The 14,784-nt window shown below is 55.1% G+C and carries 13 protein-coding genes; 7 read left to right on the top strand and 6 right to left on the bottom strand.

Features of this window, described 5'->3' with window-relative positions:
- Positions 1–14 precede the first annotated feature (14 nt).
- The 5 genes from fis (at position 15) to Y017_RS04120 (ending at position 7,295) form a co-directional block, all read left to right on the top strand.
- Positions 15–299 carry a DNA-binding transcriptional regulator Fis gene (gene fis / locus Y017_RS04100; protein WP_007148571.1) on the top strand — a complete coding sequence of 95 codons (285 nt, stop codon included), beginning with the start codon at positions 15–17 and terminating at the stop codon, positions 297–299.
- A gap of 94 nt (positions 300–393) precedes the next feature.
- Positions 394–1,971: a bifunctional phosphoribosylaminoimidazolecarboxamide formyltransferase/IMP cyclohydrolase gene (gene purH / locus Y017_RS04105; RefSeq protein WP_035459133.1), complete on the top strand. Its 1,578-nt coding sequence runs from the start codon at positions 394–396 to the stop codon at positions 1,969–1,971.
- Between the two features lie 126 nt (positions 1,972–2,097).
- On the top strand, positions 2,098–3,384 hold the full coding sequence (gene purD / locus Y017_RS04110; protein ID WP_173425774.1) for a phosphoribosylamine--glycine ligase: 1,287 nt from the start codon (positions 2,098–2,100) through the stop codon (positions 3,382–3,384).
- Between the two features lie 70 nt (positions 3,385–3,454).
- Positions 3,455–4,522: a cyclic nucleotide-binding domain-containing protein gene (locus tag Y017_RS04115; protein ID WP_035459137.1), complete on the top strand. Its 1,068-nt coding sequence runs from the start codon at positions 3,455–3,457 to the stop codon at positions 4,520–4,522.
- A complete protein-coding gene (locus Y017_RS04120) occupies positions 4,482–7,295 on the top strand; it encodes a hybrid sensor histidine kinase/response regulator (protein WP_035459140.1) in 2,814 nt (937 codons plus the stop codon). Before Y017_RS04115 ends, Y017_RS04120 begins: the two co-directional genes overlap by 41 nt.
- Before the next feature lie 30 nt (positions 7,296–7,325).
- On the opposite strand, the gene Y017_RS04125 is transcribed toward Y017_RS04120, so the two are convergent.
- On the bottom strand, positions 7,326–8,807 hold the full coding sequence (locus tag Y017_RS04125) for an AAA family ATPase (protein WP_035459143.1): 1,482 nt from the start codon (positions 8,805–8,807) through the stop codon (positions 7,326–7,328).
- Positions 8,808–8,972: 165 nt separating this feature from the next.
- Between Y017_RS04125 and coq7 the strand changes: the two genes are divergently transcribed.
- Positions 8,973–9,632, top strand: coding sequence for a 2-polyprenyl-3-methyl-6-methoxy-1,4-benzoquinone monooxygenase (gene coq7, locus Y017_RS04130; protein WP_011589299.1), 660 nt, complete (start codon positions 8,973–8,975; stop codon positions 9,630–9,632).
- 107 nt (positions 9,633–9,739) lie between these two features.
- On the opposite strand, the gene speD is transcribed toward coq7, so the two are convergent.
- Together speD and Y017_RS04140 are read right to left on the bottom strand one after the other, a co-directional pair.
- Positions 9,740–10,570 carry an adenosylmethionine decarboxylase gene (gene speD / locus Y017_RS04135; RefSeq protein ID WP_011589300.1) on the bottom strand — a complete coding sequence of 277 codons (831 nt, stop codon included), beginning with the start codon at positions 10,568–10,570 and terminating at the stop codon, positions 9,740–9,742.
- Between the two features lie 127 nt (positions 10,571–10,697).
- Entirely contained in the window at positions 10,698–11,114 is a 417-nt protein-coding gene (locus tag Y017_RS04140) for an OsmC family protein (RefSeq protein WP_035459145.1), read from the bottom strand.
- Positions 11,115–11,438: 324 nt separating this feature from the next.
- Between Y017_RS04140 and crp the strand changes: the two genes are divergently transcribed.
- Positions 11,439–12,068 (top strand): cAMP-activated global transcriptional regulator CRP, encoded by a 630-nt coding sequence (crp, locus tag Y017_RS04145; RefSeq protein ID WP_011589302.1) that lies wholly within the window; start codon positions 11,439–11,441, stop codon positions 12,066–12,068.
- 256 nt (positions 12,069–12,324) lie between these two features.
- On the opposite strand, the gene trpC is transcribed toward crp, so the two are convergent.
- The 3 genes from trpC to Y017_RS04160 are packed head-to-tail and all read right to left on the bottom strand — an operon-like array spanning position 12,325 to position 14,782.
- Positions 12,325–13,119 carry an indole-3-glycerol phosphate synthase TrpC gene (gene trpC / locus Y017_RS04150; RefSeq protein ID WP_011589303.1) on the bottom strand — a complete coding sequence of 265 codons (795 nt, stop codon included), beginning with the start codon at positions 13,117–13,119 and terminating at the stop codon, positions 12,325–12,327.
- Positions 13,120–13,130: 11 nt separating this feature from the next.
- On the bottom strand, positions 13,131–14,183 hold the full coding sequence (gene trpD / locus Y017_RS04155) for an anthranilate phosphoribosyltransferase (protein WP_035459149.1): 1,053 nt from the start codon (positions 14,181–14,183) through the stop codon (positions 13,131–13,133).
- Positions 14,180–14,782, bottom strand: a complete 603-nt coding sequence (locus tag Y017_RS04160; protein WP_035459151.1) for an aminodeoxychorismate/anthranilate synthase component II — start codon at positions 14,780–14,782, stop codon at positions 14,180–14,182. Before Y017_RS04160 ends, trpD begins: the two co-directional genes overlap by 4 nt.
- Positions 14,783–14,784 lie beyond the last annotated feature (2 nt).

Below are 14,784 nucleotides of genomic sequence, written 5' to 3' on the forward strand. Positions count from 1 at the left end.
GGACACTTACTGAAATGAACACCGCTGAAGCACGAAAGCAGCCGCATCTTACTATTGCGCGCAGCGAAACCCACGACACGCTGCGCAATTGTGTGCGACGTTCGCTAAACGATTATTTCAACCAGCTGGACGGCGAAGCCGTGAGCGAGCTCTACCCGATGGTGCTGGCTGAAATGGAAATTCCCCTGCTTGAGAAAGTGCTCGAGTACACCCGTGGTAACCAGACCAAAGCCGCTGAGCTACTGGGCCTGAACCGCGGCACTCTGCGCAAGAAACTCAAGCAGTACGGTCTATTGTAATACAGACCCGTAACACCAAGGGCAGTGACCACACTGCCCTTTTTTTGTTTCTAGCCCTCGTATTAATTAAGACTTCGCAACTTGGTGAAACCCCATGAGCAATGTTGAACGTGCACTGATCAGTGTTTCCGATAAAACCGGTATCGTCGAATTCGCCCAGGCCCTAGCTGACAAGGGCGTGGAACTGCTGTCCACAGGCGGGACCTTCAAGAAACTGCAGGAGGCCGGCATCGCCGTACGCGAAGTCTCCGACTACACCGGTTTCCCGGAAATGATGGCCGGCCGGGTAAAAACCCTGCACCCTAAAGTGCACGGCGGCATCCTTGGCCGTCGCGGCCAGGACGAACAGGTCATGGCCGACAACGACATCAGCCCCATTGATCTGGTGGTGGTCAACCTTTACCCCTTCGAGGCCACCGTGGCCAACCCGGATTGCTCTCTGGAAGACGCCATCGAGAACATCGACATTGGCGGTCCGACCATGGTTCGTTCTGCCGCCAAGAACAATGCCAGCGTTGGCATTGTGACTGATGCCGCCGACTACCAGCGCGTACTCGACGACATGGCCGCCAACAACGGCGCGCTGTCTGATGACTTGCGTTTTGACCTGGCCATCAAAGCGTTCGAGCACACCGCCGCCTATGACAGTGCCATTGCCAACTACTTTGGCAAGAAAGTCGAAGGACAGGATGGTATGAGCAATCTGGACTTCCCGCGTACCATTAACCTGAACTTCGAAAAAACCCAGAACATGCGTTATGGCGAGAACCCGCACCAGAAAGCGGCCTTCTACACCGAGCGCAACCCGGCCCCGGCATCCATCGCCACCGCGAAACAGCTGCAGGGCAAAGAACTAAGCTACAACAACATCGCTGATACCGACGCCGCACTGGAATGCGTAAAAGGCTTCACCAAGCCGGCCTGTGTAATCGTCAAGCACGCCAACCCCTGTGGGGTGGCGGTGAGCCTAGATGGCATTACCACAGCTTATGATCTGGCCTTCGCCACCGATACCGAATCCGCCTTCGGCGGCATCATCGCCTTCAACCGCAAGCTGGATGCCGCCACCGCCCAGGCCATCGTTGATCGCCAGTTTGTCGAAGTGATTATCGCCCCCAGCGCCACAGAAGAAGCCCTGGCCATCACCGCCGCCAAAAAGAATGTGCGAGTACTGGTGTGTGGTGAAATGGAGGGTGTAGCGGCTTCTGGCCTGGACTACAAACGCGTCAACGGCGGGCTACTGGTGCAAGATCGCGATCTCGGCATGATCACCGAAGGTGAATTGAAGGTGGTCACCAAGCGCGCGCCCACTGAAGCCGAAATGCACGACCTGATCTTCGCTTGGAAAGTGGCTAAGTTCGTCAAATCCAATGCCATTGTTTACGCCAAAGATCGTCAAACCGTAGGCGTGGGCGCCGGCCAGATGAGCCGGGTCAACTCTGCGCGCATTGCGGCTATCAAAGCAGAACATGCTGGCCTGCAAGTGGAAGGCTCCGTAATGGCCTCCGATGCTTTCTTCCCGTTCCGCGATGGCATCGACAACGCGGCTAAGGTAGGAATCAGCTGCGTGATCCAGCCCGGCGGCTCGATTCGCGATGAAGAAGTTATTGCCGCCGCCGACGAAGCCGGCATGGCCATGGTCTTCACCGGCATGCGCCATTTCAGGCATTAACGCTGGCCGCCAGACGTCCAACGCATGAAGCGACCCTCCGGTCCCGCGTTGGACCTCTGGCGTCAAGCTCGTCGCCGATCACGACACGCGATCAGGATTAACCATTCATAGCAAATGGATCACCCCATGAAGGTACTCATCATTGGCGGCGGTGGCCGCGAGCATGCCCTGGCATGGAAAGTGGCTCAAGCCGAGCAGGTAGAAACCGTCTTCGTTGCCCCCGGCAACGCGGGTACCGCCCGCGAAGCCAAGCTCGAAAATGTGGCCCTGGACGTACTGGATCAACCCGGGCTGCTGGCCTTTGCCAAAGACAATAGCATCGACCTGACCATTGTTGGCCCGGAAGCGCCACTGGTAGAGGGTTTGGTCGACACCTTCCAGGAAAATGGCCTGAAGTGCTTCGGTCCGAGCAAGGCTGCAGCACAACTGGAAGGCTCCAAAGCCTTCACCAAAGACTTTCTGGCCCGGCAGAACATTCCCACCGGCGCCTACGGCAACTTCACTGACATGGATGAAGCGCTGGCCTACGTGCGCGAACAGGGCGCTCCTATCGTGATCAAGGCCGATGGGCTGGCCGCAGGCAAAGGTGTGATCGTCGCCATGACTCTGCAGGAAGCGGAAGATGCCGTACGCGACATGCTTGACGGCAACAAATTTGGCGATGCCGGCCACCGTGTAGTGGTCGAAGAGTTTCTCGAAGGCGAAGAGGCCAGCTTCATCGTCATGGTCGATGGCAAAAACGTTCTGCCCATGGCTACCAGCCAGGATCACAAGCGAGCCGGCGACGGCGACACGGGCCCCAACACCGGCGGCATGGGCGCTTACTCCCCGGCGCCGGTGGTCACCGACGCGGTCTACAAACGCATCATGGACGAAGTCATCACCCCCACCGTAGAAGGCATGGCCGCCGAAGGCATGCCCTACACCGGCTTCCTCTACGCGGGCTTGATGATCAACCCAGACGGTGCCCCCAAAGTAATCGAATACAATTGCCGCTTCGGCGACCCGGAAACTCAGCCCATCATGATGCGCCTGCAGTCCGACCTGGCTGCGCTATGTCTGGCCGCGCTGGAAGGTAAGCTGGATCAGGCCGAGATTCAATGGGATCCACGTCCCACGCTAGGTGTGGTAATGGCCGCTGGCGGCTACCCGGATAGCTACGACAAGGGGGATGCCATCAAGGGGCTGGATCAGGCCGATTCTGATACTGTGAAGGTCTTCCACGCCGGGACCGCCGAACAAGACGGCCAGGTGGTTACCAGTGGCGGGCGGGTGCTCTGCATCACCGGTGTCGGCGACACCGTCGGTGAAGCCCAGGCCAATGCCTACGAGGGTGTGAAGCAGATCACATGGCGTAATGCCCAGTATCGTTCCGACATTGGCTACCGTGCAGTGGCCCGCGAAAAAGCATAAAGTACAGGCAACTAAGAATTAAAGGTGAGCCGGCTCCGGCTCACCCATCAACACACCTTCGGGGGTTGCCATGTCGAATCAAACGGCGGATATGTCACGTCTTGAGAATTTCATTCCTTTTGACTGCCTGAGCGAATCCCACCGCAATGAAATCCAGGGCCAAATCAGCGTCATCAAGATTGCCCCTGGCCGGCTCCTGTTCAAGCGCGGCCAAAGCAGCGACAAGGCCTACTTCCTGATTAAAGGTTCGCTGGATCTCACCAATGCCAGTTTTCAGGTACGCCATTTTACCGCCGACGACGATGAAAATTACCTGGCTATCGACAACTACGCCGAACACACCATCAATGCGATAACCGCCGAAGCCACCACTTTGTATGCCATCGACCGCACCAAGCTCGACCTGCTGATGACGTGGACCCAAGCCGCCGAGTCCATGCTGGACGATGAGGACGATGCAAATGAACGGGACTGGATGGACGCGCTGCTTTCATCGGAACTGTTCTCAGCCGTGCCACCGGCCATGATTCACAGCCTGTTCGTAAAATTCCAGGAACGCGAAGTTCAACTAGGTGAAGTCATTGTCAAAGAAGGCGACCACGGCGACACCCTGTTCGTGATCAAACAGGGCAAAGCCATGGTTACCCGCACCAAAGGTGCCAAGCAGGAAACTCTCGCCGCCCTCTCCGCCGGTCGCTTCTTCGGTGAGGATGCTTTGATCAGTGAAAGCCCTCGTAATGCCACCATTACCATGACCAGCGATGGCGTACTGATGTGCCTAGGGAAAAGTGACTTTCAAGCAATACTGCAAGATTCGGTGATTCGCCACCTCACCGAAGACGAACTGGACACCATGGTGCTTGAGGCAGAAGCCGCCTGCATCTTGGTGGATGTCCGCTTGCCCATGGAGTTTCGCCATGACCGAACTCCAGGCGCCCGCAACCTACCGCTCAATGAATTACGCCGCGAAGCTTTGAACTTAGAAAAGGATTTTTTCTACGTAGTATGCGGTGATGGTCGACGTAGCGAGCTCGGAGCCTATATCCTCTCCGAAGCAGGCTTAAGTGCCTATGTGCTTGACCGGGGAAAACCGACGGATGCAAAACAACAGACCCATGCAAAGGCTATTCAAGCCTGAATCGCTATTCTGGCTATTAGTCCTCGCGTTATGCGGCATAACCAATAGCGTTTTAGCAGATGCGCCTCCCCCTTTTGTGATTCATAGCGAACCGGATCAGGCTCGCATTACTATCTATTCCGAATATTACCGTGACGCCGACGGCAACAGCGATATCGACACCATCAGCCAACCGTCGACCAGCAATCTTTTCCAGCCCGCCACACGCTACATTGAACGGCTAGGGATTCGTGATGGCAAATGGTGGGTACGCGTAGCCTTGCAGAATGAGCTGAGCAACAGGCAAGACTACGCACTAATCCTCAAAGGCAACCCCGATGCCCGCGTGTTCTTTCCTGGCCCTAACGGCCATTACACCCAGGCCGGCGAAGATCAACGCATCCCCGGACGAAATGCCGGCTACCGACTACACCTACCTACCGGCGAACGGCAGCTGATCTACCTACAACTGCAGCCACAGGGATACCTCACCTATGGTCTAACCCTGAACAACATTAATGCCCACCTAAAACAACAGAGTGCTACCACCGCGGTGTACATGATTTTAACGGGCGCCTTACTCATTCTCGCTATCTACAATCTAATGTCCGGCATCATGCGTGGTGAACAAACTTATTTTTATCATTGCGTATTTATTCTCAGCGTACTCGCTATCAGCCTAGTGCTGGCGGGATTCCTTCCCCAGTCACTGACAGAGAACAGCACCGTTCAGCCTCGCATTTTGTTCTCTATGAAAATGATCGCCCTGTTTGCCTCCACTGGAGTGGCACGCTCCTTCTTCGAACTGTCCGAGATAGCCCCTCTTTTGCATCGCATCACCCTAATAGTGAAGTGGGGAGCACTGGTCGTGATCCCCCTAACACTGTTACTACCGGTTGGGCTGGCCGCTGGTACCAGCTTTGTCATCGCTAGCTTAGCCGTGTTGTTGTTACTGATTCTCGGCTATATCAGTTGGCAGCGAGAATTAAATGATGGCGGGTTATTTTTCCTTACCACCGTACTGGCCAGCGGCCCCGTCATGTTAGTGTGCCTGGCCTACTTGGGTATTCTGCAAACCAGTGCGGAACTGCCGCAATGGTTACTGGCCAGCACCATTCTAGAAGCGGTGACGCTGGAGGTCGGTTTACGGCTCAGCCATCGCCATCAGGCGCTCCTTCATATCGAGCAAAAACGCTCGCAAACCGTGGCGGAAACCGTGGATGCCACCCGCCGGGAAACCCTGTCACGGATCGGCCATGATGTCCGCACCCCTCTCAGCGGTATTCTCGGTATGTCGGAGATTCTGGCTGACACCCCGCTAACACCCAACCAGCGCGAATGTGTAAGCGCCATCCAGAATGCCGGCGACAATCTGCTGCGCATCATCAATGACGTGCTTGAGCATTCCCAGCTTTCCACCAGTGGCAAAGACATCAACCATAGCGCACTGGATATTCACGATCTGATCATGGAAGCCATCGATTTATTCAAAGAGCGGGCCGAAGAAAAGCAGATCGAATTGATTACCCATGTTCATACTAACGTGCCCAGCCGAGTCATTGGGGATGCCGGGCGGCTTCGCCAGATCGTCATCAACTTAATGGGCGCCCTGATTCGTCACGGCTACCCCGGAGAGCTGGTTATCGACGTTTCCATGGAGCCCACCGGCCAGGCAGATCGGGTGCGCTTCGGCTTCACCGGCAGCGCCATGAACGAAGAAACACTGGAGCGACTGCGCGACAACCAAAGGCAGAACAAGAGCAGCCATCTGAGCCTGGCCATTGCCGAGCAGCTGATAGAAGTGCTAGGCGGGCGCATGGGCACTCTGCAAGATCATAGAGATGTACACTATTGGTTCGTAGTATCTCTGCCGGCGGAAAATACCTCGACCCCCAACGCCAACGTGGACACCTCCCTCCTCGCCGGACGCAGCCTTCTAGTGGTCGACGATTCCATTACCGTGACCCGGGTACTGCGTCACCATGCGCTGTCCTGGGGCATGCGTGTCACTGCCTGCCACGACCCCCGCGAAGCACTGGCTTCACTGCGAACCCAGGCCAATATCAATGAGCCGTACGATGTAGTGGTGCTCGACCATCACATGCCAGGCATCGACGGCATGCAGTTGGCTGCTCGTATCCATGAAGACCCGGTCATCATGCATCCCACCGTGCTAGTGATGTTAACCGGCATCAACAATGCCCCCACCGCCACCCAGGCCCGCAACGTGGGTATCCACCGGGTACTATCAAAGCCGGTTTCTGCCCCACGGCTGCGTCAGGCCCTGGCGGAAGAACTTGGACTTTGCCATCAGATCGCAGCCGTGCAGCCCGAGCCTCAGCGCAAACTGGATCCAGGGCTGAAACTGCTGGTGGCGGAGGACCATTACCTTAGCCAGAAAGTGATTCGCGGCATGCTGGGTAAATTAGGCCTGAAAGCAGACATCGCCTCCAACGGCAAGGAAGCGCTAGAGCTGGCTAGCAAGACACGTTACGACCTCATTTTAATGGATTGCGAAATGCCGGAAATGGATGGCTTTGAAGCCACTCGCATGATTCGCGAGCACGAACAGAAACAAGACCTTCCGGCGGTACCGATTGTGGCGTTAACCGCACACATTCTGCGTGAGCACAAGGACCGCAGCCTAGCCGCCGGCATGAACGCCCACCTACCCAAGCCCGTGGAGCTAAACGTATTACGCAATACCCTCGTGCGTTTTACCCAATCCGCCCCTCCGGAGACAGCTCAGCAACCCTCCAACGCAGCACACACAACTGAGCAGACCAATGGATGAAATCCTAGGCTCAAAGCCATCAACCCCGAGTCACCCCCCGGCACTGACTGCTCGCCCCTGACACCATTGCCGCAGACGGCCCAGCGATTCCGCCATGGTTACCGACAACGGCACCGTGGCCGCCAGCTCCGCTTCCAGCAAGGCCTGATCCAGGGGCTGATTTGCCGCCCCTGCACTGTATAACCCGGCCACCACCGCTTGCTCGATCTCGGCACCAGTAAAACCATCGCTGCACTGAGCTAGACGGGACAAATCGAAGGCATTGGTCTGCTGCCCACGTTTGTTCAAGTGGATGCAGAAAATATCTTTGCGCACCTCACAGGAAGGCAAATCAACAAAGAAAATTTCGTCCAGTCGACCCTTGCGAATAAGCTCTGGAGGCAACCGTTCAATATCGTTAGCCGTCGCCACCATAAAGACTTTGCTGCGGTTTTCTGCCATCCACGTTAACAACGTGCCCAACACCCGGCGCGAAGTACCCCCATCGTTATCTCCTACCGCAATGCCCTTCTCGATTTCGTCTATCCACAACACACAAGGCGACATAGTTTCCGCCATCGCCAACGCCTCACGCACATTGCGCTCGGACTCACCGAAAAATTTGTTGTATATGGCGCCCATATCCAACCGCAACAATGGTAAGCCCCAAAGCCCCGCCACCGACTTGGCGGCCAAGCTTTTACCACCACCCTGCACACCTACCAGCATCACCCCACGGGGCGAGTCGATAGCTTGGCCCTGACCATCCTGAAAGGCGCCTTCGCGCTTGCCCAACCAATCTTTCAGGCCCTGCAGCCCACCCACATTGGCAAAGCTGTCGGTGTCGTATTCATAGCTAAGCACCCCGTCCATTTCCATTAGTGCAAACTTGGCCTTATTCACCTCCGGCAAGTCTTCCTCGGTGATAGCCCCATCATGGATAATAGCCCCACGGGCCAGTTTGCGAGCATCCTCCACGCTCAACCCACGTAAATTGCGCACCAAACGCTCCAATGAAGCTCTGTCAGCACGAACCCGCTCGCCGCGTTCCTTTTTGAAGCGGCGCGCTTCATCCTGAACAATATGCTCCAGCTGCTTTTCATCCGGCATAGACAAATTAAAACGCGTACAGTAGCGGCGTAACTCAGGCGGGATGGTGAATTCGTGGCTAACCAGCACCAAGGTGTGGTGTAAACGCTCATGATGAAGCGCGATTTCCTTGATTAAGCGTATAGGCTTTGGCTCCCCATCCAGATAGGGATGCAAATCACACAGCGCATAGATGCCCGGTTCGTTAGTAGCGCGAATCTGTCCCAGCATGGCATCGGGCTCAATGGTGTGTTTTTGGCTGGGGCTCTGTTCCAACTCCAGCCTGCGTAAGCCATCCACCGCATTCCAGGCAAACACTGGTCGGCCCTCACGCATGCCCAAGCGACGAATCAAATCCAGCGCCCGCAGCTCTTCCCAGGTTTCAATCACCACAATGGGATAGCGGGACTCCAACAGCATCTTCAGGTCATTCAGGTCACTCATGCATTATTGCTTGCACGCTTCACGCAATACGCTGGCACACAGGCCCTTGTTATGTTGTCTAGTCGGTAGGGTGCTTCAATTCAGCCATTCTTAGGCTACACTAGGAGCCACTCACTTTTCACGCTGCAAGCCTTTGGCTTGCTTGCCTGCCAGCGATAATTTGCCATGACTGAACGCCGACTGTCTCCTCTGGACAAGCTACTCGCCCGCGCTGATAACGCCCTGCGAACCCTGACCCCTGGCACCACCCAGGCAGAGCGAACGCCCGCCCATGCCGCTCCAGCGCCGGACGCCCCGGAAGCCGGCACCCTGCCCAGCGACCAGCGCCGACACGTGCTGGGGCTAATGCGTATTAACCATACCGGAGAAGTCTGCGCCCAGGCGCTCTATCAAGGCCAAGCCAGTACCGCCAGCCTGCCGCATATTCGCCACGCCATGGAAGAATCCGCACGGGAAGAGGAAGACCATCTAGCCTGGTGCGAAGAGCGCATTCAGGAGCTCGGCGGCGTGCCCAGCAAGCTTAATCCGCTGTTCTATGCCATGAGCTATGCAGTGGGTGCCACCGCTGGCCTGATCGGCGACCGCTGGAGCCTAGGCTTTGTCACCGAAACAGAGAATCAAGTAGTCAAACATCTGGAATCCCACCTGTACCAGGTGCCAGAAAGCGACCTGCGCACCCGCGCCATTCTTGAGCAAATGAAAACCGACGAACTCAAGCACGCGGTCACCGCTAAGGACGCCGGCGGCGCCGACCTCCCCTCACCGGTACGCCACGCCATGACGCTAATGAGTAAGGTGATGACATTCACCACCTACAGGATCTAATCAACGCTCTAACCACTCTGTAGCCGGCGTCCAGCAACAAAAAAAGCCGCACCCTGTACGGGCGCGGCTTTTTTATTCTGCGTGTTACGTGGAAGCTTGCTGCAGGCTTATCCCAAGTTACGGCTGTAGAAAATCTCCAGCATCTCAGTCTTCATCCGCTCTTCAATCTGGTCTAACTCGGTTTGTGCGAATTCATCCCTACCGGCGCCAAACAAGTAGTTATCAATATCGAAGTCTTTCAGCAACATCTTGGTGTGGAAGATATTTTCCTGATACACATTCACGTCGATCATCTGATAAGCGTTCTGGGTATCTTCAGTCAGGAAGTTCTGGATCGAATTAATATCGTGATCAATGTAGTGCTTGGTGCCATCCAGATCACGAGTCATTCCACGCACCCGGTAATCCACCGTGACAATATCGGAATCGAAACTGTGGATCAGGTAGTTCAACGCACGCAGCGGGGAGATTACCCCACAGGTCGACACGTCCACATCGACCCGAAAAGTGGAGATGCCATTATCCGGGTGCGACTCAGGATAGGTATGTACCGTCACATGGCTCTTATCCAGATGAGCAACGACCGTCTCTGGCAACGGCCCTGGCCCTTCTTCGTCCCAGTCGGTCCCAACAGGTGGAGTTTCATGCTCAGCAATCAGCATGGTTACACTGGCACCCTGAGGCTCATAATCCTGGCGAGCCACATTCAAAATATTGGCGCCAATGATATTGGTTACGTTGGTGAGAATCTCGGTGAGACGCTCCGCGTTATACAGCTCGTCAATATATTCGATATATTCCTGACGGTGCTGTTCTGTCTTTGCGTAAGCGATATCAAAAATATTAAAACTCAAGGATTTGGTCAGGTTATTGAAACCGTGAACCGTAATCTTGGGATTGGGATCTTTCACCACAGCCTTACCCCATGGGCGTTTCATCGCCACGTTAAGACAAACACACCACCGCAACCCTAGCGGCTACCTTGTTTGCAACATCCCAAAGGATGTCACCACAATCACCGGCCTGGCCGGCATATTGCCATTACCGAAACGCCTGCAGGCCGCCTCAGCCTTCAATGGTATAACTATGGGTGATCTCAACACCACCGCGAGTCAGCATAATGCTGGCAGAACAATATTTTTCTGCCGACAGCTCGACCGCCCTTTTCACATGGGCTTCCTTCAAGCTGTTACCGCTGACAATAAAATGCAGGTGGATCTTGCTAAACACCGCCGGGACATCGTCAGCACGCTCTGCGGTTAATTCACACCGGCAGTCGGTCACGTCCTGACGGGACTTCTTAAGAATATGAATCACATCAAAGGAGGAGCAACCACCCACCCCCAACAACAAGGTTTCCATGGGGCGCGGCCCGCGGTTCTGACCACCATGATCCGGCGGACCATCCATCAGCACCTTATGGCCGCTTTCTGTCTCCGCCTCATAGCAAGCTTCACCCTGCCATTTAACCACTGCTTTCATGGCGCTCTCCTAGTATGTCACCCCATCCCGAACACAAACCGAAAGCCTGAGTGCGCCCGCCTTTGAAGGGGGCGCAGAGTACCATAGCGCGGGCCTCACGCCACCCTTTTCAGAGCAGACTATTGGGAATATTTTCTCTATTTTTACCCCCCCCAGGAAATTGGCGTATATAGAGAAAAAACGTTGTTTAATAATAACTTGGTTCCCATTAACCATGTGAAAACCACGATAAAGAACCTGTCCTCTTGGCATAACTCATAAAAACAGGCAGTATCCATAGGCTTATAACTAAGACATTTTTCTGGTTTCAAAGACTGAGCGCCCATGATGAACGGCAACAAAATCATCCCAAATCTGGACCACTTTTTGGCCCAGTGCCACCGCCGCAAGTACCCGGCGAAGAGCACCATCATCTATGCTGGTGATGAATCGGATGCGCTGTATTACATCCTCAAAGGCTCTGTGACGGTAATGATCGAGGACGACGATGGTCGCGAGATGATCATGGCATACCTTAATGAAGGGGATTTCTTCGGTGAAATGGGTCTATTTGAAAACGACCCCTCCCGCTCTGCTTGGGTAAAAGCCAAGACAGAATGTGAAGTTGCCGAAGTTAGTTACCCAAAATTTCGGCAGTTGGCACGTGAAGACGCAGATATCCTGTTCACCGTATCCGCCCAAATTGCGGGCCGCCTACGCGCCACCACTCGCAAAGTGGGCGATCTGGCATTTCTGGATGTCACCGGCCGTGTCGCGGGCACCCTGCTAGACCTATGTAAACAACCCGATGCAATGACACACCCAGACGGCATGCAGATCAAAATCACTCGCCAGGAAATCGGTCGCATCGTCGGTTGCTCCCGGGAAATGGTAGGCCGGGTACTCAAAAACCTAGAAGAACAGGGCTTGGTCTCCGTAAAAGGCAAAACCATGGTGGTGTACGGTACTAGGTAAGCTACACGTTCAAACGCGAATGGATGTTCTGCCAATTCACCGCAAAGAGGCCGCGCCCAACCATTAGCGCGGCCTCTTTCGTTTTCATCTCTTGCCTGTTCAACACGGGCTGAACGTACCTGCGCAGGCAGATAATTTTACCCGAGGGCACAGAAAGCCTGAAAACGTGGACGCTAAAAACAATACCTCAAGCTAACCACCGCCTACCGGCTTGCACTGCCCAACAACACTCAATTGAAACGACGAGGCCTATAAATCAGAAGAACAGTTTCTTGAGTTCAGCCCCCGGGTCATCGGCACGCATAAAGGCTTCGCCGACCAGGAAACTATGGATGCCGTTGTTACGCATCAGCTTCACGTCTGCACTGGAGTGGATTCCACTTTCAGTCACCACCATACGGTCACCCGGCACCTGTTGAGCCAGAGTCAACGTAGTATTCAGGCTGGTCTCGAAGGTATGCAGATTACGGTTGTTGATGCCGATGAGCTCTGCGTTCAACGCTATCGCCCGCTGCAATTCCTCTTCCGTGTGCACTTCCACTAACACGTCGCATCCGGCCTGTTGAGCAGCATGATATAACTCATCCATCTGCGCATCGGACAGCGCTGCCGCAATCAACAACACCGCATCTGCCCCCATGGCTCGGGACTCAAAAATCTGCCACGGATCAATCATGAAATCCTTGCGCAACACCGGCAGGTTTACCGCGTTACGAGCTGCACGTAAGTAATGTTCATCGCCCTGGAAAAAATCCTTGTCAGTAAGTACCGACAGACAAGCCGCACCGTTAGCTTCGTAGCTGCGGGCAATGGATACCGGATCAAAATCATTTCGGATCACGCCCTTGCTGGGAGAGGCCTTTTTGATCTCCGCAATCACCGCTGGCTGATGCTCCTTCACCCGGCCGAATAGGCTGGAAATAAACCCTCGTGCCTTGCGCTGGTTGTCTGCCATGGACTGTAGATCACCCAGCGTATAATGGTTCTTGCCAATGGCAATCTCCTCCTGCTTGCGGGCGATAATCTTATCGAGAATGGTGCCTGTGCTCATAACCTCGCTCCTTAATGGGATTCGTCGCCAACCTTGAGGGCCGTGCTGAACTGGGCCAGCTCGCGCATGCGTTCTGCCGCTTCTCCATTGTGGATCAGGTCTTCCGCCATGCTGACCCCTTCCTTGTGAGTGCGAGTAATACCACTGACATAAATGGCCGCCCCCGCGTTCAGGGCAATCATGTCTGCAGCCTTGCAAGCGGCTTCTGTGGTGCGCTTGCCAAACGCATCTTTGATCAGCGCCAAAGACGCTTTTGAGTCAGTTACATCAAGGCCGACCAGGGAATCGGATTCCAGCCCAAGATCTTCCGGTGTCAGGTCGTACTCTTTCACCTCACCATCCCTGAACTCCGCCACATGAGTACGTGCCGCCAGGCTGATCTCATCCAGGCCGTCTTTACTGTGCACCACCATGATGTGCTCGCCACCCAGGCGCCCCATGACTTCCGCCAGCGGACGACACAGCTTTTCCGAGAATACACCCATCACCAAGCGCTGAACCCCGGCCGGGTTGGTCATCGGACCGAGAATATTAAACAGGGTGCGCATACCCAGCTCCTTGCGCGGCTCCACGGCATACTTCATAGCCTTGTGATGGTTCGGCGCAAACATGAAGCCGACACCAACATTATCCACACATTGGCCAATCTGTGCCGGGCTTAGGTCCAGCGCAATACCCGCCGTTTCCAACAGATCAGCGGAACCACTTTGCGAGCTCACCGAACGGCCCCCGTGCTTGGCCACATGGGCACCGGCGGCCGCGGCCACAAAACTACTGGCGGTGGACACATTGAACAAATTGGCGCCATCGCCGCCGGTACCGACGATGTCCACCAGATACTGACGGTTCTCCACCGTCACCCCGGTAACCAGCTCGCGCATAACCATAACGGCGCCAGTGATTTCATCCAGAGATTCGCTTTTCATCCGCAGGCCGACCATCAGTGCACCAATCTGTGCATCGGTGGCGCCACCGGTCATCACCTGGCCCATCACATCGCGCATTTCCTCGATGCTCAAATCAATATTATCGACCACTTTGGCCAGCGCTTGCGGAATATTCATGCCCCTTCCCCCTGCTCATCCAGCTTTAAAAAATTCTCAAGCAGGGCATGACCGTGCTCACTCAAAATAGACTCAGGGTGATATTGCACCCCTTCAATCGGCAGCGTCTTGTGACGCATACCCATGATTTCATCGACGCTGCCATCGTCTTTCAGAGTCCAGGCCGTCATTTCCAAACAATCCGGAAGGCTGTCTTTTTCCACCACCAGAGAATGGTAGCGAGTTGCCGTATAGGGCGATGGCAAATCACGGAACACGCCCTCACCATTGTGGTAAATCGGCGAGGTTTTACCATGCATCACTTGGCGGGCCCGAATGACCTGGCCCCCAAACGCTTGCCCAATCGCCTGATGCCCCAAACACACACCAAGAATCGGCAGCTTGCCAGCAAAGTGCTTAATCGCTGCGAGGGAGATACCCGCTTCATTGGGGGTACAAGGGCCAGGGGAAATCATCAACCGATCAGGGTTCAGCTGTTCAATCTCTTCCAGGCTAATCTGGTCGTTGCGGTGCACCAGCACCTCAGCACCCAGCTCCTGTAGGTACTGCACCAGGTTGTAGGTAAAACTGTCGTAATTATCGATCATCAGCACGCGCATTA

It is taken from the genome of Alcanivorax sp. 97CO-5, from assembly GCF_000524665.1.
Classification (GTDB): domain Bacteria; phylum Pseudomonadota; class Gammaproteobacteria; order Pseudomonadales; family Alcanivoracaceae; genus Alcanivorax; species Alcanivorax borkumensis.

Coding starts and splice junctions, on each gene's coding strand:
- fis (WP_007148571.1), top strand. CDS start 15: ATGAACACCGCTGAAGCACGAAAGCAGCCGCATCTTACTATTGCGCGC.
- purH (WP_035459133.1), top strand. CDS start 394: ATGAGCAATGTTGAACGTGCACTGATCAGTGTTTCCGATAAAACCGGT.
- purD (WP_173425774.1), top strand. CDS start 2,098: ATGAAGGTACTCATCATTGGCGGCGGTGGCCGCGAGCATGCCCTGGCA.
- Y017_RS04115 (WP_035459137.1), top strand. CDS start 3,455: ATGTCGAATCAAACGGCGGATATGTCACGTCTTGAGAATTTCATTCCT.
- Y017_RS04120 (WP_035459140.1), top strand. CDS start 4,482: ATGCAAAACAACAGACCCATGCAAAGGCTATTCAAGCCTGAATCGCTA.
- Y017_RS04125 (WP_035459143.1), bottom strand. CDS start 8,807: ATGAGTGACCTGAATGACCTGAAGATGCTGTTGGAGTCCCGCTATCCC.
- coq7 (WP_011589299.1), top strand. CDS start 8,973: ATGACTGAACGCCGACTGTCTCCTCTGGACAAGCTACTCGCCCGCGCT.
- speD (WP_011589300.1), bottom strand. CDS start 10,570: ATGAAACGCCCATGGGGTAAGGCTGTGGTGAAAGATCCCAATCCCAAG.
- Y017_RS04140 (WP_035459145.1), bottom strand. CDS start 11,114: ATGAAAGCAGTGGTTAAATGGCAGGGTGAAGCTTGCTATGAGGCGGAG.
- crp (WP_011589302.1), top strand. CDS start 11,439: ATGATGAACGGCAACAAAATCATCCCAAATCTGGACCACTTTTTGGCC.
- trpC (WP_011589303.1), bottom strand. CDS start 13,119: ATGAGCACAGGCACCATTCTCGATAAGATTATCGCCCGCAAGCAGGAG.
- trpD (WP_035459149.1), bottom strand. CDS start 14,183: ATGAATATTCCGCAAGCGCTGGCCAAAGTGGTCGATAATATTGATTTG.
- Y017_RS04160 (WP_035459151.1), bottom strand. CDS start 14,782: ATGCGCGTGCTGATGATCGATAATTACGACAGTTTTACCTACAACCTG.